The 19311-nt window shown below is 36.9% G+C and carries 20 protein-coding genes and 2 pseudogenes; 3 read left to right on the top strand and 19 right to left on the bottom strand.

All coding sequences use genetic code 11. From position 1 onward, the window contains the following. Positions 1–3: 3 nt before the first annotated feature. From clpX to HMPREF2542_RS04850, 7 genes and pseudogenes are all read right to left on the bottom strand, one after another. Entirely contained in the window at positions 4–1236 is a 1233-nt protein-coding gene (gene clpX / locus HMPREF2542_RS04880; protein ID WP_003068865.1) for an ATP-dependent Clp protease ATP-binding subunit ClpX, read from the bottom strand. A 52-nt stretch (positions 1237–1288) separates the two neighbouring features. Further along, positions 1289–1462, bottom strand: a complete 174-nt coding sequence (locus tag HMPREF2542_RS09765; protein ID WP_148129462.1) for a hypothetical protein — start codon at positions 1460–1462, stop codon at positions 1289–1291. Continuing rightward, a complete protein-coding gene (locus HMPREF2542_RS04875; RefSeq protein ID WP_037596910.1) occupies positions 1462–1974 on the bottom strand; it encodes a dihydrofolate reductase in 513 nt (170 codons plus the stop codon). Before HMPREF2542_RS04875 ends, HMPREF2542_RS09765 begins: the two co-directional genes overlap by 1 nt. A gap of 284 nt (positions 1975–2258) precedes the next feature. After that, a complete protein-coding gene (locus HMPREF2542_RS04865) occupies positions 2259–3098 on the bottom strand; it encodes a thymidylate synthase (protein WP_058669592.1) in 840 nt (279 codons plus the stop codon). An 85-nt stretch (positions 3099–3183) separates the two neighbouring features. Then, complete coding sequence (locus tag HMPREF2542_RS04860; RefSeq protein WP_058669593.1) at positions 3184–4401, bottom strand: voltage-gated chloride channel family protein; 1218 nt, start codon at positions 4399–4401, stop codon at positions 3184–3186. A gap of 15 nt (positions 4402–4416) precedes the next feature. Continuing rightward, complete coding sequence (locus HMPREF2542_RS04855; protein WP_006267865.1) at positions 4417–4680, bottom strand: chorismate mutase; 264 nt, start codon at positions 4678–4680, stop codon at positions 4417–4419. Between the two features lie 20 nt (positions 4681–4700). Next, a pseudogene (locus tag HMPREF2542_RS04850) lies at positions 4701–5560 on the bottom strand (phosphate ABC transporter ATPase). Positions 5561–5867: 307 nt separating this feature from the next. Between HMPREF2542_RS04850 and HMPREF2542_RS04845 the strand changes: the two are divergent. Beyond that, complete coding sequence (locus tag HMPREF2542_RS04845; protein WP_070484436.1) at positions 5868–7382, top strand: helix-turn-helix domain-containing protein; 1515 nt, start codon at positions 5868–5870, stop codon at positions 7380–7382. Positions 7383–7547: 165 nt separating this feature from the next. On the opposite strand, the pseudogene HMPREF2542_RS10245 reads toward HMPREF2542_RS04845, so the two are convergent. The 8 genes and pseudogenes from HMPREF2542_RS10245 to HMPREF2542_RS04805 all read right to left on the bottom strand — a co-directional run. Then, positions 7548–8375 (bottom strand): annotated as a pseudogene (locus HMPREF2542_RS10245) (lytic exoenzyme target recognition domain-containing protein); the annotation flags it as partial. 671 nt (positions 8376–9046) lie between these two features. Continuing rightward, the gene (locus tag HMPREF2542_RS04835; protein WP_049480447.1) at positions 9047–10282 is read right to left on the bottom strand and encodes an aminoacyltransferase; all 1236 of its coding nucleotides are present in this window, start codon (positions 10280–10282) and stop codon (positions 9047–9049) included. 336 nt (positions 10283–10618) lie between these two features. Further along, positions 10619–11254 carry a Pr6Pr family membrane protein gene (locus HMPREF2542_RS04830; RefSeq protein ID WP_058669595.1) on the bottom strand — a complete coding sequence of 212 codons (636 nt, stop codon included), beginning with the start codon at positions 11252–11254 and terminating at the stop codon, positions 10619–10621. Between the two features lie 8 nt (positions 11255–11262). Further along, positions 11263–11601, bottom strand: coding sequence for a zinc ribbon domain-containing protein YjdM (locus HMPREF2542_RS04825; protein WP_058669596.1), 339 nt, complete (start codon positions 11599–11601; stop codon positions 11263–11265). Positions 11602–11740: 139 nt separating this feature from the next. Beyond that, on the bottom strand, positions 11741–12637 hold the full coding sequence (locus HMPREF2542_RS04820) for an RluA family pseudouridine synthase (protein ID WP_070484431.1): 897 nt from the start codon (positions 12635–12637) through the stop codon (positions 11741–11743). Further along, complete coding sequence (lspA, locus tag HMPREF2542_RS04815) at positions 12615–13088, bottom strand: signal peptidase II (protein ID WP_058669598.1); 474 nt, start codon at positions 13086–13088, stop codon at positions 12615–12617. The genes HMPREF2542_RS04820 and lspA overlap by 23 nt, the downstream gene beginning before the upstream one ends. Beyond that, positions 13085–13993, bottom strand: coding sequence for a LysR family transcriptional regulator (locus HMPREF2542_RS04810; protein WP_006269372.1), 909 nt, complete (start codon positions 13991–13993; stop codon positions 13085–13087). The genes lspA and HMPREF2542_RS04810 overlap by 4 nt, the downstream gene beginning before the upstream one ends. Before the next feature lie 136 nt (positions 13994–14129). Beyond that, complete coding sequence (locus tag HMPREF2542_RS04805; protein WP_058669599.1) at positions 14130–14984, bottom strand: GNAT family N-acetyltransferase; 855 nt, start codon at positions 14982–14984, stop codon at positions 14130–14132. A gap of 106 nt (positions 14985–15090) precedes the next feature. Between HMPREF2542_RS04805 and HMPREF2542_RS04800 the strand changes: the two genes are divergently transcribed. Together HMPREF2542_RS04800 and HMPREF2542_RS04795 are read left to right on the top strand one after the other, a co-directional pair. After that, positions 15091–15348 (top strand): metal-sensitive transcriptional regulator, encoded by a 258-nt coding sequence (locus HMPREF2542_RS04800; RefSeq protein ID WP_003068825.1) that lies wholly within the window; start codon positions 15091–15093, stop codon positions 15346–15348. 603 nt (positions 15349–15951) lie between these two features. Then, the gene (locus HMPREF2542_RS04795; protein WP_037596898.1) at positions 15952–16440 is read left to right on the top strand and encodes a prolyl-tRNA synthetase associated domain-containing protein; all 489 of its coding nucleotides are present in this window, start codon (positions 15952–15954) and stop codon (positions 16438–16440) included. Between the two features lie 135 nt (positions 16441–16575). On the opposite strand, the gene HMPREF2542_RS04790 is transcribed toward HMPREF2542_RS04795, so the two are convergent. From HMPREF2542_RS04790 to HMPREF2542_RS04775, 4 genes are all read right to left on the bottom strand, one after another. Next, complete coding sequence (locus HMPREF2542_RS04790; RefSeq protein ID WP_003024965.1) at positions 16576–16872, bottom strand: rhodanese-like domain-containing protein; 297 nt, start codon at positions 16870–16872, stop codon at positions 16576–16578. Next, complete coding sequence (locus HMPREF2542_RS04785) at positions 16862–18517, bottom strand: FAD-dependent oxidoreductase (RefSeq protein ID WP_058669600.1); 1656 nt, start codon at positions 18515–18517, stop codon at positions 16862–16864. Before HMPREF2542_RS04785 ends, HMPREF2542_RS04790 begins: the two co-directional genes overlap by 11 nt. Positions 18518–18539: 22 nt before the next feature. Then, complete coding sequence (locus HMPREF2542_RS04780; protein WP_049480438.1) at positions 18540–18845, bottom strand: rhodanese-like domain-containing protein; 306 nt, start codon at positions 18843–18845, stop codon at positions 18540–18542. Positions 18846–19037: 192 nt separating this feature from the next. Continuing rightward, a partial coding sequence (locus tag HMPREF2542_RS04775) for an LPXTG cell wall anchor domain-containing protein (RefSeq protein ID WP_398578083.1) occupies positions 19038–19311 on the bottom strand: 274 nt, incomplete at its 5' end.

Here is a 19311-nt window from a genome sequence, read left to right as displayed (position 1 = left end):
CGCTTAAGCTGTTTCTAAAATCGGTTTATCTGTTCCATCAACTGCTTCCTTGGTAATCCGCACTAACTTCACATTTTCTTGACTTGGTACTTCAAACATGACATCCATCATGGTTTCTTCGATAATCGAGCGCAAGCCACGAGCACCTGTCTTGCGTTCAATAGCTTTGTTAGCAATCTCTTGGAGAGCATCATCATCAAACTCTAATGTAACATCGTCATAAGAAAGAAGCGTTTGATATTGTTTCACTAAAGCATTCTTAGGCTCACGGAGAATTCGCACCAAATCATCAACAGTCAAAGGCTCAAGCGCTGCAAACACAGGCAAACGACCAATCAATTCAGGAATAAGCCCAAATTTTTGAATATCTTCGGAAATAATTTCTTGCATATAAGAACTATTTTCATCAATAGCTTTGTTATTTTGACCAAAACCGATGATTTTTTCACCTAGACGTTGTTTGACGATTTCTTCGATTCCGTCAAAAGCACCGCCAACGATAAAAAGAATATTCTTGGTATCCACTTGAATCATTTCTTGCTGTGGATGTTTGCGACCGCCTTGAGGAGGTACACTAGCTACAGTCCCTTCAATGATTTTAAGCAAAGCTTGCTGAACGCCTTCACCAGACACATCACGAGTAATAGAGACGTTTTCGCTTTTCTTTGCAATTTTGTCAATCTCATCTACATAGATAATGCCACGTTCTGCACGCTCAATATTAAAATCTGCAGCTTGCAAGAGTTTTAAGAGAATGTTTTCAACATCTTCCCCGACATAGCCAGCTTCCGTCAAAGCTGTCGCATCTGCAATCGCAAAGGGAACATTTAGACTTTTCGCTAAAGTTTGAGCAAGAAAAGTCTTACCAGAACCGGTTGGACCAATCATAAGAATATTGGATTTTTGTAATTCGACATCATCCTCTTCTTCACGATTATCGTGAAAATTGATACGTTTATAGTGATTGTATACAGCAACAGCCAGCGCTCGCTTTGCACGATCTTGCCCTATTACATAGTGATTTAAAATGTTAAGCAATTCTTGTGGTTTTGGTACTTCCGACAAGTCTGCCAAGACTTCTTCTGCTAATTCTTCTCTAATAATTTCTTGTGCTAATTCCACACATTCGTTACAAATAAATGCATTATTTCCTGCAATAATTTTTTGAACTTCTTCTTGACTTTTACCACAAAAAGAACAATAAACCATCATTTCGCTCGTACGATTTGTAGGCATCTTTCACTCCAATCTATTCATTACAATTCTTTTTCGTTCGTTTAGTTGTTTATTATTTAAATAAGGTCATATAAAAAGCATGAATACTATTCACCAAATTTGTAAAAGCATTCATCCAAAAGAGAACTGATAATCCATACCGCTTTTTACGAAAAGCCTGTGTAGCCGCCATGACACAAACGACACACAAAAGAGCCGTAAAAAATCCGAAAATACTACGTTCCATTACGACTCCTTTCTCTGGAAGGTTGTTACAGTAAAATCATACTCATTCTTTTCGTCTTTGGCATAAAATTGACGAGAACACTCCTGAAATTTCGTCATATCAAACTCTTTCGGGAAATAGGTATCTCCTTGTAAACTAGCATGAATACGTGTCATAACTAACTCATCAATGAAAGGCCCAAATGCAGAAAAAATTTGACCACCACCAATAATATAAAGCTCTTTTTCCTGCATCTCATACCATTTTAGAACAGAAGTGACATCGTGAAAGATCAATACATGCTCATTGTCTACTTGATACGACTTATCTCTTGTCAAAATAATCGTAGTACGATTAGGCAACACTCTACGGTTCATCCCGTCAAATGTCACCCGCCCCATTAAAATAACCTGTCCAGTTGTTGTTTCTTTAAAATGCTTAAGGTCAGCTGGTAAATGCCAAGGCAATCTATTGTTTTGCCCAATCAAGCCATCCTCATCTTGTGCCCAAATAGCTACAATTTTCTTCGTCATTCCCTCATCCTTTGAATTGATAGTTCTATTTTATCAAATTTCAGTAAAAAAGGCTGATTTTAACTATCAAATTACCGGACAATTTATATTTGCCTTTGGAAAATAGTTAAATAAGCCTCTTCGTTTATTAGTTTTTGAAAAAACATAATAAGTCTGGTGAAACTCAGCTTTCTGTGAATTCTTTTTATTTACATTCTGGGAGGCAACTGGAAGTGCATAGGAAGCAAAACCACTTTGTATCAAAATAATAAACTTTTTTACATTCAGAGAAATTTTGTTCATTATCAAATTGCTAAATCAAATTTCAACTGTGGCTTAACAGGGTCATAATTGATCAATTCAAAATCGTCTGCTTTAATATCAAAAAAGTTGGTTCCATCTGGAACATTCAATATCAAACGAGGTGCACAGTCCGTTGGTTCACGCCGAAGCAATTCTTCTGCTTGCTCGAATTGATTATTATAAATATGTAAATTATTGACAAAATAAAAGAATTTGCCAACTTCCCACCCAAAATGTTTAGCAATCATCATTTGCAATGCGACATACTGCATGGCATTGATATGGTGAGCTACCAACATATCATTTGAACGCTGTGTCAGAGTTGCATCTAGGTAGATTTCACCATCTACACGTCGGACATCAAACATGGTCTGAAAAGCACAAGGCAATAATCCTTCTGTTTCTTCAAAAGCTTCATAGTCCCAAAGTGAGATAATATTTCGACGATTCCAAGGATTCGTCTCCAGCTGTTTTAAAATTTTATTGATAATATCATGTTTTTTAACAACAGCACCATATCGCTCACCAATAGTGCGAGTAGTTCCTACTTCCCAATCATTCCAATAATGAACGTTGTATTTGTTTTCTAAAACTTCTAAGCTATTGGATTGATCTTGATAAATCCAGAGGACTTCTTTAATCGCTGATTTGATAGCAATCGGACGAAGCGTTGTGATAGGGAATTCTCCCTTGCTCAGATCGTACTCAGCAAAAGAACCAGTGATATACTTAGAATTAGCAACTTTCCCGTTTTTATAGCGCGGACGTGCATTTTCAGAAAAAACACCTTCATATAAAATTCTTCGAATATTTTCTTTAAAAATGGTATCTGCTTTTGTCATGACTTCCCTTTTCTAATCTTGCTTTTTCTAGTATAACACAAAATAAAAATCTCCTACAAGTTAAAACTTCATAGAAGATTATTTTTCAATATCGAATTTTTTGGGCTCCATAAATCGAATGTTGTCGGTGAAGACTAAATGCCACGACACAGACTATGAAAAAATATGGAAAATTGCTAAAACCAAACACCTCACAACCAATCAGAATCGGTCCCAAGAAAGTAGAGGTAGCACTTCCGAAAACTGCAGCATAGCCTAGCGCCGCAACCAAGCTAACTGGAAGACCAAATAAACCTGCCAGTAGAACGCCTAGACTTGCCCCAATGGCAAAAAGCGGTGTCACTTCTCCACCTTGAAAACCTGCTGATAAAGTCAAAACTGTTAGAAGTAATTTAAAGAACCAATCATATAAATAAATAGATTGTCCAGCAAAACTAGCCGTAATTAAATTTGTTCCAAGCCCTGAGTATCGACCTTTATCCAACAATAAAAAGACAATACTTAAGACAATTCCCATCACCACGATTCGTTTGTAGGGATTTGGAAAAATAGTTGCCGCTTTCTTTTTACTCCACAAGAGGGCATAAGCAAATACATTGCCACAAAGTCCAAACAAAACTCCAAGGAGCACTAATTTAATAACAAGTATTGGAGATAGTCTCAAATGAGCAGAAATTGGTTGCATAAATTTTTCAAGACCTAACGAATGTGATGTCCAAGCAGCAACAAGAGAGGCTATCATGGCAGGATACAAAGCAGTCAACTGCAAGTTCCCTACAACCAAGACTTCCATCGCAAACAAAACTGCAGCCAGTGGCGTTTGAAATAGTCCAGCAAAACCAGCAGCCATTCCTGTAACTAAAAATACTTTTGAAGTATTAGGAATAGAAAAGTTCTTGCAAAACCAGTGAGAGACTGTGGCACCTAATTGTACTGCTACTCCTTCTCGACCGGCCGAACCACCAAAAAGATGCGTCAACCAAGTCGTCACTATAACAAGAGGGATTAAGCGCTTGGGAATGTGATTTTCTACACCATGACCAACTTCAAAAATCAAGGTCATTCCTTTGCTACTTTTCCCACCATATTTCTGATAGAGAAATACAATCACTAATCCTGCAAAAGCTAAAAAAGGAATCAAATAAAGGGAATGCAAGATGCGGACTTCACTTAAAAATATAAGCGTTCGCCCAAATATCGTATCAATAGTTCCAATTACTAGTCCCATAAGAATGGACAATACCGTAATAGCTATCACTTGATTTCCGATATTGACCCACTTTAACCTATGAATTTTTTTCATTTTATCATTCCTATATTAGATATGCCGCTCTTGATAAGCACGTGAATGTTTTAAAATATCTGAAAAAGTCTGCACAAGGGTATCTTCATACTGTTTTTCCTGCACACTATTTGCAACTTTCTCTAAAATAATTTGCTCACGCTGAGTATCTAATACTGCTTTCCCAGTCTGACGTTTGTAGAGAGCTACCTGGCTCACTAACGCCATTCTTTTTTCTAACAAGGTAATCAAGTCTACATCTATTTGATCAATTTCTTTTCTAATTTCTGCTAAATCCATAGCTGCCTCCTAATTACTTTCTATCTTATCAAAATCTTTTGCAATATGCTAGTGGTCGTCCTATCTCTACCATCTAGCTCAAGCACTTTTTCATATACCTTATCATTCCATTTTACCAGTCCATCGTTTTGATAATCTAAATAATGAATCCTGTTTTTAAATAATTTGGAATAATACCTTCAAATTCCTTTTTATTTTGACTTGCAATAATGCAGACACAAAGACTGAGATCTAATAATACCTCATCTTTCACTTTTGCTGCATGATAACCATCAAATACATAGCCCTTTTGATTCACAATAGTTTCATACCGGAAATGAAAGCTAACACCAGGTATGAAAGCTTCTTCCAGATCGACTTCCGTGGGATTTCTCTCTAGCAATCGTTCCATTGCTAACCTATAACCAGATGTCGTATTAGACCACCCAAACATGACATAGTCAAAATAATCCGCTGGATCACCTGCTGCATTTCGTTTATCTTGTACTAATTGTTCACCAGTCAATCCAAAAACTTTTGTAGCAGACAGTAATTTCCCAGTTTTTAATATCTTTTTAGCAGTTTCTACAGTACAAGTATGGCTGAGATGATTGGAAGTTACACATTTACCGTCTACATTAAAAGTGCCTGCTTCTCGTTTATCCCTCGGAATAAATGGAAACTTTTCCTTGCTATTCTCTATATAAAAGTACACTTGGTGTTGCAAAGCAATATTTTCACACTCGATTTTGGTTGTTCTACCATACATTTTTTCATATGCCATGAACTTGGCAATTTTTTCCAATTCCCATTTGTTAATTTCAGGATAATCTACTAAGGCTAAATGGTAAATCCCCTGCCATTGAAGGCTAAAATCATTTTTACAAATTTTTAATTTCATAGAATACCTTTTCACATTTATAATTGCTATGCTTATTATACATCTATATACTAAAAAATTGATAAGAGATTTTATTCAATGGTTGAAAAACTCATTTTATATCGTAAAATACTAAAATAGAATATGTATAAATTTTTTCTCAATTGAATGCAAAAATACTTACTTAAAATGAGACAAACCCACTAAAATAGCGCCCTTTTAACCTCAATGACTCCAAACGATACTCATAACGCCCCTTTTCTTTAAAATCTTAGTTGACAAGCCCTTTCCTTGTATGGTAATTTTAAAAAACAGAGGAGAATCGTTTATGTTAGATAAATATTTGGAAGAATCAATTTTAAATAAAGCAACCATTTTACAAATCATTCTAGAATTTCAAACGATTGATATTGAGCAACTAGCACAACTCACTGAATTTAGTGAAAAAATCATCTATCAACATCTAGCAGAATTGAAAGAGGAATTCAATGATTTATTTTATCTGAAAGTTTTTGCGAACACAGTTCACTTAGACCTGATTACAAAAATCAATCCTTCCATCTGTTTTCATCGGATTTATCAAAGTTCAACCTTTCTCCACCTTTTGCGCTACTTCTTACAAGAAGAAAAAGAGAGTTTCATTTGCTTTATCCAAAAAGAGTACATCTCCCGTGCAACTGGCTATCGAATACGTGATAAGTGTTTGGACTTTTTGAAAGAAGTTGGGTTATCTTTAGACAGATACCAAGTCATTGGACCAGAATACCGTATTCGGTTCCTTATCGCTTTGCTGGAATATAAATTTGGCATTCATCTGTATGAAATTAAAGAAAAAGAGTTAAAACTCGTTTATCAATGGATTCGTTCTTCCAATGCCCACATCTCACAAGAAGCCTTCGAAGCAGCTACAGAAGAAAGTCGCTTCTTTTCTATTCTCGTGGTGCTAATGTGGAAACGAAAGAATTTTCCTGTGGTTCTACCTGCCTCACAAGAGCTAGAAAAACTAAAAACGCTCCTTGTCTATCCAAAACTGATAACTTTAACCAAGAAAATTTTGGAACCCGCCCTACAAGTGATGTTTACACCGACAGACTACGATTATCTATTTTTAGCCTATTGTACTACCCCTAATCCTTTCTCTAGAGACAAATGGTTGGAACACGATCGCGATACAACTCTTGATATTATCATGAAACAAGGAATGTTACTGCCGCTCATCCAAAAATTTCGCTTATTATTTGGAGATGAGCTGATCGATTCTCAACCATTTAGGATTGTCATGCTCTTCTTTATGAAGCCTTTTATCTGCAATTTACAAAGTTTGGTTCCCAATTCTTACATTTTCCAATATGACCACCGCGGATTGTTTGACCCCCTCTATCTCCTCTTGAGCCCACTTGTCAAAGAATGGATGAAAGAGGTGGGATTGACAGGTGAAGTATACAAGTACCACATTTATCATGTGACCATTCAACTAAGGGAGTTGATTTATGCCAATATGGCACCTATTTCTTTGTATATTTTTGCAAGTAATAATGCCGATGTAACGACTTTAAAGAATGCTTTTTCGAGAAATATTCCCCCTTCTATTACTCGGATTGTGGTAATTGACTTTTTGAATAGTTCGCTCCATTTACAGGATCACGAAGAAACAAATATAATTGTAGCAGACCAACATATTTCAACTTATATCAAGAGCTTATTTCCAGATAAGGAATACATTCTTATCAACTTCTCGATGAATTTTTATGATATTCATTATCAGCATATCTATGAGGCTATTTATAAGTTGAAAAAAGAACGCTATCAGGAATATATCAATGGGTTGAAAAAGTTACTTTAGTTATAAAACAAAGAGAACATTCAACCACCACGTTCATATCTTTTTGGTATTATAAAGCGAGGCAAGGGTTACATTTCCCTTGCCTCAGTGTTTATCGTTATCCAAAGTACCCATTAAATGGATAACTACGATTTATTATTATAACTTCAGAATAAACGTAATGTTCTATTTCCCGTAAAGAAGATGATTTTGACTATTTACTCTAAGCCATACAAGTCCTCCATGTACAAAGTTCACTTGAGCCCATTTATACCCTCCTGAGCCGGTTAAAGGTGTTCCAGTACTACGAACATTATTAGGATTAATTACAAAATATCCACCTTTTTGTAAAACTTGATCGGCAGTTTTAACACCGTTAGCATCTACTTCGTCGATATCTTCAGCAGCTATTCCATTATCATTCCAATTGAAACCAACAGGAACGAGTTCATTACATCTAACTTGCCAGATTCCATTAACTTTTTGTAAATCATCAACTCGGTAAACTTTTAGATTGGTTGGAGTGGGATTAGGCTGAGGCTGGCTTCCACAATTGTAAACAGGAGCATTTTGGATATACGGAGTAGGATCAATTCTTCCAGAATGTCCATTCTGGAAATTTGGATTTGCTGGTAGCATTTCAAAATGTAGATGAGGACCAGTCACATATCCTGTTGCACCACTATAGCCAATTATTTGGCCTTGTTTAACATGTGTCCCAGCAGATACAGCAACACTTGATAAATGAGCATAACCAGTATGCATACCATCACTGTGTTGTATAAGTATACAATTACCAGCAAGCCAAGTCATCCAAGAATGATTGGCTTCATTTCCAGCAAATTTTACAGTACCATCAGCAACTGCTCGCACTGGTGTCCCAGTTGGAACTGCATAATCCACTCCCACATGGCCAGGATAACCATTTGGATAACCGTCAAAGCCAGTTGTAATATTAGTTTAATCTACTGGGCGAATATAGCTAGCAGCAAAAACATTTTTAGCTCTATTTAATGTTTAGGAAAGCGCTTTCTTGTTAATTGTATTCTATGCAGATATGAAAGTCAAATTACTTTTTATAATAATACTTATTAAATTATTTAATAGATTTTCTAAGATAGATACAATAGGAGTTTTTATGAGAACTATATGCAAAATGTTTAACTAAAAATTTAGACTATCTGTGCAAATTCTACTGCTCTCAAAGCGATGATAGTATTTTAAGGAGTCTATCTTGATGAATTCAGGATAGTCATTGCCGTATATTATGACAGTGAAGAAATCTTTTCACTCTGGATAAGAAAGATTTATACCATTAATTAAGTTTCTTATGTTTAATAAAAAACATAAGATAATTTTCAATACTCCAAGTAGAAAAAATAGAGGATAATTTAAACCTCACTTAATAAAAAGTTGATGTGGAGGTCTTTATATAGATACAGACCTGTTAAGGTTAGATTAACAGTGCTGTAATCTCATAGAAAAGCGTAGGATCAAATTTAATTCGAGATTACTTATGACGAATAATTTATTAAAATACAACAAGAAATTAAAGAGAAACTAAAAATCAGAAGCACACATTAGTGTAATGGAACCTCTGATTTTTTATGTTGAGAATCTTTTTATATCAAACCTCTTCAGTTGCGGAATAATTGTAATAGAATCACAGAAAGTTGTTTCAGGTTCTATCTGTTTAAAAATTTTTTAATCATTTGGATAGCTTTATGTTTAAACGGTGAAGGATAATATCTAAAAGTTCCCATTTTTCTAAGAATATAACCATTGAAATTTTGTTTAAAACGAAGTACACCATCAGAACCATTAAAATGACCAGTAATCCCCAAAAGATTATAGCGTGGAATGCCTCGCTTGATTGATTCTCGCATTACATAATCTTGTAAAAGAGCAGGCGCATAAAATTTATTAAACTCAGGGTAAGATCCAGAAAAAAGATAGACGGTTTCTTGGGGAGTATATACAAAAAGACTACCAGCTAATATTATGCTTTTATTTCCATATTTTTCTAATAGCTGATATGCTTCACTTTTTCGTATTTCAAACGTTTCGAATTGACTAGATAATTCTCGAATTTGATTCAACTTTTTTTCAGGAGAGTGATTGTTTTTTTCTAGATAAGCTTGTAGTTGTTTTATTTTTTTGGATAATTCATCCTGATTACTTTGCAGACGCTCCAAATAATTTTTGAAATTTATGCTAGCTATAATAAATTCTGCATTGTTTCCAAAGCTATCATAAAATTTTTCATAATAATCTAAAGTCTTATCATCATAGTTGCGACGCTCAGAAGTTGATGAAGTAATCTGTTTAAATTTATAAAGCTCATTACGGTTAAGTTTGGCCAATTCTATACCAAATGTTTTAGCTTTTTTCACTAATGATTTCCCTTGTTTGGTAAAAGATTTTAGTAATGTTTCTTCTGTTAAATCATTTAAATCTTTTATAAAATGCCAATCACCCTCACCCCCAGGATAGTCTTTTTGTAATCCATCAAATTGATAATTCAAGTTGGTAAGCATAGATATAAGTTCATTTTTTTCTGTACTAATAGGCTCACCTTTACTATTGAACACTTGGTAAATATCATATGGTTTTACAACAAGCTCCATAGCCTTTAACTTTCTTGCATAGATTTTTAATTCTTCATAAAATTTAGGTAAGAACTCATAATTAGTAACAACAGGTCCTGAATTGATTTCTAAGTATAAACCACCCGCCATCTTTGTACTAAATAATAAGGCTGATACTTGCAATTGATTGTTAGTAAAGAAACCAATAAACTCAACATTATACCCTCTTTTTTTCAATAGATCAGACATTTCTACTGATTGGATAAAGGATTTTCGTTTCGCTTTTTGATAATGTTGTTTAAATACTTCTTTAGTAATTACTTCTAAAGGCATTGCTGTGTACTCCTTAATCATTTGTAAATTGATAAATAGAGCTAGTAAAGCTAAAAAATAAAATCATTTCTTACTTGAAATCGCTTTCATGTTCGGTTATTGTATCACTAGAAATTTAATGATGTCAAAATATTTGCTCTTAATTCTTAAAATTATGAAGCACTTCATTTATCAAAACTTTGTATTTATAAAATATTTTTGTGAATCAAAATAAAGAAACTAAATTTTGATCTTAGTCCCAAATAATTTCATTTTCCGACAAGAAAAAACCTGAAGAAAACGTTCAAAAAGAAAGTTTTTTTCAGGCAAGTAGACAAATTTTGCTGTTTCAAGTATTTAAGAAGACCCTTTCCTATGTGAGGATAGGGACATAACTCCGTAAAGCAGAAAGCACGCAAGCAAATAACCAATAAAAATTTTGATTGACCACTGTAAGACATAAGACCAGCCATATTTTGGGATATTTAAAAAGAAATAAGCAAATGGACTGTCTTTAGCACCTGGGATAGGCCACTTAAGAACCAAACCATTAAACAGGGCAAAAGCCATGTAAAGTAGAGGCACACTAGTCCAAGCAATGGGATCAAACCAGCGATATTGCAAACGTTTATCAAAAAGCACAGTATCCGCTAAAAACCATAACGGTACAATGTAATGACATAGGAAATTTTCCAGTCGATAAAAATCAGTCGCTAACGGAGCAAGCAGAACATGATAGATGACACAGGTAATCATGATACACATAGTGACACCGCCTTTAATCCGAAATAGTGTCTTCGTTTGCCAGCGACTTTCAGAACGCGCCATTAGATACAGCAAATAAGCTGTAAAAGCTGTTACAATAATGTTGGACAAAACAGTATAATACATAAGCATGCCAAGACCGCCATGCTTTGTAATTTCAAGATATACTCCCACAAACCCTAAGATAAACAATATCATGCGGCTATAAAAAATTACATTTCGTTTCATTACTGACCTCAGATTTTCTTAACAAATTCTGACTTAAGTTTCATTGCACCAAAGCCATCAATCTTGCAGTCAATATTGTGATCTCCAACTACAATCCGAATATTTTTCACGCGCGTTCCTTGTTTCAAATCCTTTGGAGCACCCTTGACTTTTAAATCCTTGATGAGAGTAACAGTATCTCCGTCCACAAGTTGATTGCCATTTGCGTCAATCGCTTTGATGCCAGCATCTTCTTCATCGACTTCAGCCGGATTCCACTCATAAGCACACTCTGAACAAACTAATAGTAACCCATCTTCGTAAACATATTCTGACTGGCATTTTGGACAATTTGGTAATCGATTCATATCTTCTCCTCACTAATACCTAGAATTTATGGCGCCCTCCCATTTTACTATAAAATAAAAAATTTGACAAATAAGAGAAAATGACTAATTTTTAAAAGAAATCTACTATCATGAGTTTACATATTTTCTTACTCTAATCTCATTTCAGTCCTTTTCTCAATGTAGCTAACGTTTCTTGGAAAACGATCGGCACTTCTGCTGTAAATTCCATGATTTTTCCCGTCTTAGGATGAGTAAATCCAAGCGTTCTGGCATGTAAGAATTGACCGCGCCCTTTTAGCGTTTTACGTGGTCCATATACTTCATCACCTGCCACCGGATGACCAATATAAGCCATGTGCACACGGATTTGGTGGGTACGACCTGTTTCTAATTGCAATTCTACTAAAGTATAATTCCCAAAGCGCTCTAAAACGTGAAAACGAGTGATTGCTGGTTTACCTTTAGCTGTAACAGCTTGCTTCTTGCGATCTTTTTCACTTCGTCCAATCGGTGCTTCAATAACACCTCTATCATTTGGCAAATTGCCATGCACAATAGCCCAATACTTCCGCAAGGATTTTTTATCTTTTAATTCATCAGCCAGCTTGATATGGGCATCATCGTTCTTAGCAATCATAAGTAAGCCTGATGTATCCTTATCAATCCGATGGACTATTCCAGGTCGCAAAACACCATTGATGCCAGATAAATCCCTGATATGGTACATGAGGGCATTGACCAGCGTACCGCTCGTATGTCCAGCGCTTGGATGTACCACCATCCCTTGGGCTTTATTTACGACTGCAACATCTTCGTCTTGGTAAACAATATCTAGAGGTAGATTTTCTGAAATATATTCCAGAGTTTCAGGCTCTGGCAATTCGTAAGTAATCACATCACCCGCCTTAACGGCATACTTTGCTTTCTTCACTTGTCCATTGACTAAGATTTGCCCACTTTTGATTTGTTCATTAGCAAGGCTGCGGGATAATGGTGTCAGATCAGCAAGCGCCTTGTCCAACCTTATACCACTAATTTCTACCTTTACTTGCATTGTCTTCTTCCTTTAACATCATCACTATCAGTACAAGCACGCCAATCGTCAGATAACTATCAGCAACATTAAAAATCGCAAAATTGACAAAATCCAACTGAAACATATCCACGACAAAGCCTTGGCGCATGCGGTCAATAAAATTCCCAATCCCACCTGCAATAATCAAACTCAAACTAGACAGTAACCAGACAGAACCTTTGATGTGCTTGCTCAAATACCAAATAGCTGCACCAATCACCACTAAAGTAATCACCGCAAACAACCACTGCTGGTTTTCTAAAATTGAAAATGCCGCACCTGTATTTCGCAAATAGGTCAAACTTAAAATCTTTGGAAGGAAGGGTTTTACTTCACCTAATTGAATGTTTTTGACAATTTCAAACTTGACCCATTGATCCAAAGCAATTAAGGCTACAATCACAATTGGCACCATCACTTTTCGTTTCATTTTTTACCTCTTTTTGCAAAATATTTTTCCATAACAGCAACAAAAGCTGCACCAATTGGTGAAAGCTCTACTTCTTCACGTTTAACATAAACCATGCGATTTTCCAAGTTGTCTTGTAATCGAATCACCGTAATGCCGTTTACGCTATTACTATCCAAAAATCCAGATCCTGTTGCATAAGCATCCGTCCGCTCTAAAATGCCATTCAAAGTGGCACGATCAGTTACATTAAACATCTGAGAACTGGCACTAGTATCCACAAAATTCTCTGAATAATAGAGATATTCATCCTTTTCCTGCGTAAAACGAACCGTCGGTAGATCTGCCAAATCTTCCATAGTAAGCTCCTCTTTCCCAGCTAAAGGGTGATCTGCCCGTAGATAGATATGCGTCTGAAAAGGAATCAAATCTATCACTTCTAGTCCCAATTTATCAATCCGCTGCATCATTCCTTTAGTATTTTGATTGTTCAGATAGATAATGCCAATCTCACTGTGCCCCTGCGCCACTTCATCTAAAATCTGCACTGTTGTGGATTCAAAAATTCGGAAATTCTTATCTTTTGGATAGCGTTTAGCAAATTCCGTTATCAGAGGCGGTAAGAAATCATAGTGCTGGCTAGCAATGGAAAATTCTGCTTTTTCTTCCTCTGGATTGGCGTATTGATTTTGAAATACATCAAATCCCTTGACCAATTCTTGGGCTTTTTCGTAAAATTCCATCCCTCGACGTGTCAGAAATGTGCCACTGCTCGTTCTATGAAATATTTTAAAGCCCAACTCTTTTTCTAAATCTCGAACTGCAATGGACAAGCTCGGCTGGCTGACATACATTTTCTCAGCTGCTTCACGAAAAGTGCCACTGTTGGCAATCGCTACAACATAACGCAGTTGTTGAATATTCATACTTTTATCCTCTTTTAAATGTTTTATCATTATACCATAAATCAAGGCATAACTAAACCGTCATACACTAAGGATTCAATAAAGGCGTTCTCCTACTTTCCCTAGAATAACATTCTTGACACATGTTTGCCTCCTCTTACTTACCGACATAGACAACTTCTGTCATCACTTGAAACCCTAATCGTTGGTAAAGTTTGTAAGCACCTGTATTTTCCTTGTCTACTACAATTTGGAATTTCAAATCATTCCGTTCATACACGTCATTCATTATTGCCGACATAAGATAAGAGCCTAGTCCTTGTCCCTGTAGCTCTTTTTTCACTGCTAGACCAAAGAAAAAATTGAAATCTGTGCTCATATCAACAGAGCAAGATGCAATAATTTTCCCGTCTTTTTTCAATACAAACAAAAGAGTATTATCATCTAAAATAGCTTCACGTGCATAAGTGCGGCTGCTTTCTAAAGGATTTCCAAACGCTTCTGCTTGGAAAGTTGCAATCTCTTCGACCAAGTCCAAATCTGCCAAAACAACTTCTAAACCCGCTCTCTTTTCTAAAGCAAATTGCCTGCGTGGCTGCTCCAGCCACAACTCAGCATCTGTTATGTGAGATTGAAAATGCTCTAAAAAATTCGGGTGTTTGGTCAAAAAAGCTGTTTCTGTCACATAGTCAACTTCGGATAAATTGTATTGTATCGCTACATTTGCAAATTCGCTTAGCAAGGCACGAGCAATTCCTTTGCGCCGATAGGCAGGTATCACATAGAGTGAAACTTCAGCTTCTTTCGGTTCATCAGCATAAACGAATAAATAACCTACTAACTTAGCGGCTTCATAGGCTAAGAAAAAAGCAGGCATATCTTTATCTACGTTGTAAGTCGTATCAAGATAGGGGGTACGATAGCTTCCATCTAGCTGATGACAATCTCTCGTAATTGCTAACAGTTGTTGGCGTTCTTTTTCTGTTACATTATTTCTTTTTACAATATTCATCACTTTTCTCCTTAACTCTTTCATTATACCACAAAGAAAAAGCGGCTACTTTGACAAAGGAGACTATTCAAGATATAATGTAAAAAAATACACAGAGGACAAGAACATGACAAACTCAAAGCTTATTACGCGACTAAAACGCTCCGAGGGACAATTACGTGGCATTCAAAAAATGATAGAGGAAGAACGCGATTGTGCAGACGTTATCACCCAATTAACCGCTGTTCGCTCTAGTGTCGAGCGTGTCATTGAGTTGATGATTACCGAAAATCTCACCGAATGCCTCAACCATCCTTTGGACGATCCTAAAGCTCAAAAAGAGCGGCTAGAAAAAGCTGTCCAATACTTTATCAAACGAAAATAATCTCAGTAGTTTTCTTCGCTTGCTGAGGTTTTTTTATTGACGTTGCACAGTAAAAGCATTATTCTAACTATCACTTCTTTTTTAAAAAATAGAATTGATCTATTGAGCAAAGGGAGCATCCGCCCGGCTGATGGACGAAACTCGTTTCTAGGTAGACTGTCCGCCCGGCGGAAAAAGTCAACTTGTTGTCAGGCAACGTTTCAGCCCGGCTGACAGAACAAACTGATTTCTAAGCAAGCCGTCCGCCCGGCGGACAGGGCAAATCAGTTTTTAGGCAAGTCGTCAGCCTGGCTGATGAACGAAACTCGTTTTCAGACAAGTTATCGACCAAGTCGACGAAGTGAACTGCTTTTTAGACAAACTATCGACTCAGTCGATAAAGTAAACTACTTTTTAGACAAGCTATCGACTCAGTCGATAAAGTAAACTGCTTTTCAGGCAAACTGTCGACTTGGTCGACAAAGAAAACTTGTTTTCATAAAACCTGTCGACCAAGTCGATGAAGTGAACTGCTTTTGGTGCAGATTGTCGCCCATTGAAAGAAAAATACACCTCAATATGGTATAATAAAAGTAATAAAACAACCCAAAGGAGGCAAGTAAAATGGACTTATACACAAAAGTGGAAGAAACCCTAAACAAACTAAACATTCCATTTGAAATCGTAGAGCACGAACCAGCGCTTACAACCGAGCAAGCCGACAGCTTCATCGAAGGCATCGAGGGTGTCCGCACCAAAACCATGTTTCTTACTAATAAAAAGAAAACTGCCTACTATTTACTCATTATGGACGACAAAAAACGCTTGGACATGGACTTGTTTAAAGAACTGGTCGGAGCCAATAAAATCCGCATGGCATCATCTGATAGTCTATTTGAAAAAATGATGTTGCCAGCAGGTGTTGTTTCTCCTTTTGGATTGTTAAACAATGTAGACAAAGATATTCAAGTCTATTTTGACAAAGAAATCATGTCAGAAAAACGAATGAGTTTTCACCCCAATACCAATGAAAAAACACTCTTTTTAGACACAACGGACTTACTCAAATTCCTAGAAGCTATTGGTTATGAGCCACATATTATTGAGTTATAGGTTGGACAAAAACTCAATTTCTAGTCAAAATGAAGCAATGAACAAGAAAAAGCTTAAAATCAACGTTTTTGATAACTTGATTTTAAGCTTTTTACTATTTTTGGAAGGTTTTTATTCAGTTTCTTTTTTCTTTTCTTATTCCACCTCGCCATGCCAGAAATTCATGCCCCCAGCTACATTGGTTACATCAAATCCTTGCGCACTTAAAAACTGACACGCAGCCGCAGAACGTGCGCCAGATTGGCAGATGACATAGTATTTCTCCTGCTGGCTGAGTTGTTTGTAGCCCGTCTCAAAAGTGCTTAATGGCAGATTTTTTGCCGTCGGCACGTGTCCCATTTGAAACTCATAATCTTCTCGCACATCAAGAATGGATAAGATTTCTGTCTGATATTTTTTATAAAATTCAGGCATGCTGATGCTAGTTTCCATATTCTACCCCCTCTGGTTTTACCATTTTGTACAAGGCAAAGGCGCCGTCTAGATTTTGAACAGAAAATCCTGCTTGTTTGAGAATGCGCTCGGCAATATAGCTACGAAGTCCACTATGACAGCTCACGATATAATCCTGCGACTTGTCTAACTCTCCTAAACGCTCACGCAATTCATTTAAAGGAATGTGAACCGTATCCACTTTCAAATGACCTTGTTGAAGCTCACTGACCGTCCGCACATCTAGGAACTTCTTACCAGCAGCTAGTTCATCTTCCAATTCATACCACTGGATATTGTCGCTCAAACCTTCTACCAAGTTTAAGGCTGCATATCCCACCATATTGACCGGATCTTTAGCAGAGCCAAACGGTGGCGCATAGGTAAATTCCAACTCTGGCAAATCAAAAATGGTTAGATTACCTTTGATAGCCGTTGACAAAATATCAATCCGCTTATCAACGCCTTTTTTCCCAACACCTTGTGCACCGTAAATTTTGCCACTTGTTGGCTCAAAGAGGAGTTTCAAGGTCACATCAGTCGCACCCGGATAGTAGCCAGCATGATCCTTACCACTGACATGAATAACTTGATAAGGCAGACCATTCATACGAAGAATGCGCTCGCTCAGCCCTGTTGAAGCTGCCGTCATGTCAAATGCTCGAACAATAGCTGTACCAATGCTGCCTTTATTCTTTCGAGCTACTCCAGCAATCACATCCGCAACTTGGCGACCTTGACGATTAGCAGGCGAAGCCAATGAAATCAGTGCATCTTCTCCTGTAACTTCTTGCTTGACAACAATCGCATCGCCGACCGCATAAATATCAGGTTGACTGGTTTCATAACGCTCATTGACTAAGATACCGCCACGCAATCCCAGCTCAATACCTGCTACCTGTGCTAAAGCATTCTCTGGTTGCACCCCGACAGATAAAATGGTCACATCAGAAGCAATTTTTTGCCCATTCTCCAGCACAATGACCTTTCCCTTGTCCTCAAACCGCGTAGCAGACTGAGAAGTAACTACTTGAATGCCGTTTTTCAACAATTCAGCCTGAACAAAAGCAGCCATTTCTTCATCAAGCGGCGGCAAAACATGCGGTGCTTTCTCAACAATTGTCACATTCAAACCACGCTTACGAAGATTTTCTGCCATTTCAAGTCCAATGAATCCAGCACCAATCACCACAGCTTCTTTTGGTTGTTTTTCTAAAGCTAACATAATCTTATCTAGATCAGGAACATTGCGTAAAGTATAGGTATTTTCAGCTGTTTCCAAACCTTCAATTGGAGGCACAAAAGGCTTTGCCCCCGGCGATAAAATCAACTTATCGTAACTCTCTGTAAATTCCTTTCCGTCATGCCGAACCGTCACCATATGTTGATCTGGTGAGATAGCCGTCACTTCATGGAAAGGTCGCACATCTAAACGAAAGCGTGCCTTTAAACTCTCAGGCGTTTGCACTAACAAGTCTTCCCGCTCAGCAATTTCTCCAGAAACATAGTAAGGCAGACCACAGTTCGCAAAGGAAACGAATGGTCCCTTTTCAAAAATAATAATCTCAGCGTCTTCTTTTAGCCGTCTTAAACGCGTCGCTGCAGACATTCCACCTGCAACTCCACCAACAATGATAATTTTCATTCAACTTCCTCCTTTATCACTTTTAAACAACTTTTCCGGTCCAAGCACTCATACCGCCTTGAACATTGACAACATCGTAGCCTTTTTTCTTTAACTTTTTAGCTGCCATTTTGCTCCGCACACCGGAATGGCAAATGACATACAGTGTTTCATTTGTTGCTGGCGTGTATCTTGCGATTTCATTGAGTGGGACATTCTTCGCACCCTGAATATGACCATTTCGATATTCAGACGGTGTTCGTACATCTAGCAGTTGAATTTTCTTTTTTAATTTTTGTTCCAATTCACTTGTAGAAATACTATCTATTTTCGTAAATAAGTGAAACATAAGCACCTCCATTTATACCCTTATGGGGTATATTAAACCATGAAGCCTTTCTTTTGTCAAGCATATTGTTTCAATCTTTTAACAAAAAAAGGAAGCTTCACAAATCAACTATGCCAAGTTGCTTGTAAAGCTTATCCTTTCTATCGAATGATTCAACCTTTAGTTTACTTTTATATGTTTACAAAAGGTTCATCAATCTTCTTTTTTACAACGACCAACTAAACCTAAAGCTGATAAAAGTAAACCGATACCTGTCAGCATTGTAAGAGTTGAACCATCTTGTACATCACCTGTACTTGGTAAAAACTTTTCTTTCGCTGGAGCTGGTTTGGTCGGAAGTGTTTGTACAACCGTCAAAGTTGGAGGTGTTGGTTTATCCGAGACTGACGGAACTACTGGAGGTGTTGGCTTGTCTGGAGTCACTGGATTCGCAGTGTAATGCACATCCTTGACAATATCCTCTTGA

Origin of the sequence: Streptococcus sp. HMSC034B05 (assembly GCF_001809055.1) — a bacterium.
Taxonomy (GTDB): domain Bacteria; phylum Bacillota; class Bacilli; order Lactobacillales; family Streptococcaceae; genus Streptococcus; species Streptococcus constellatus.
The sequence above is the reverse complement of the archived record's forward strand: the minus strand, read 5'-3'. Positions and strand labels throughout refer to the sequence as shown.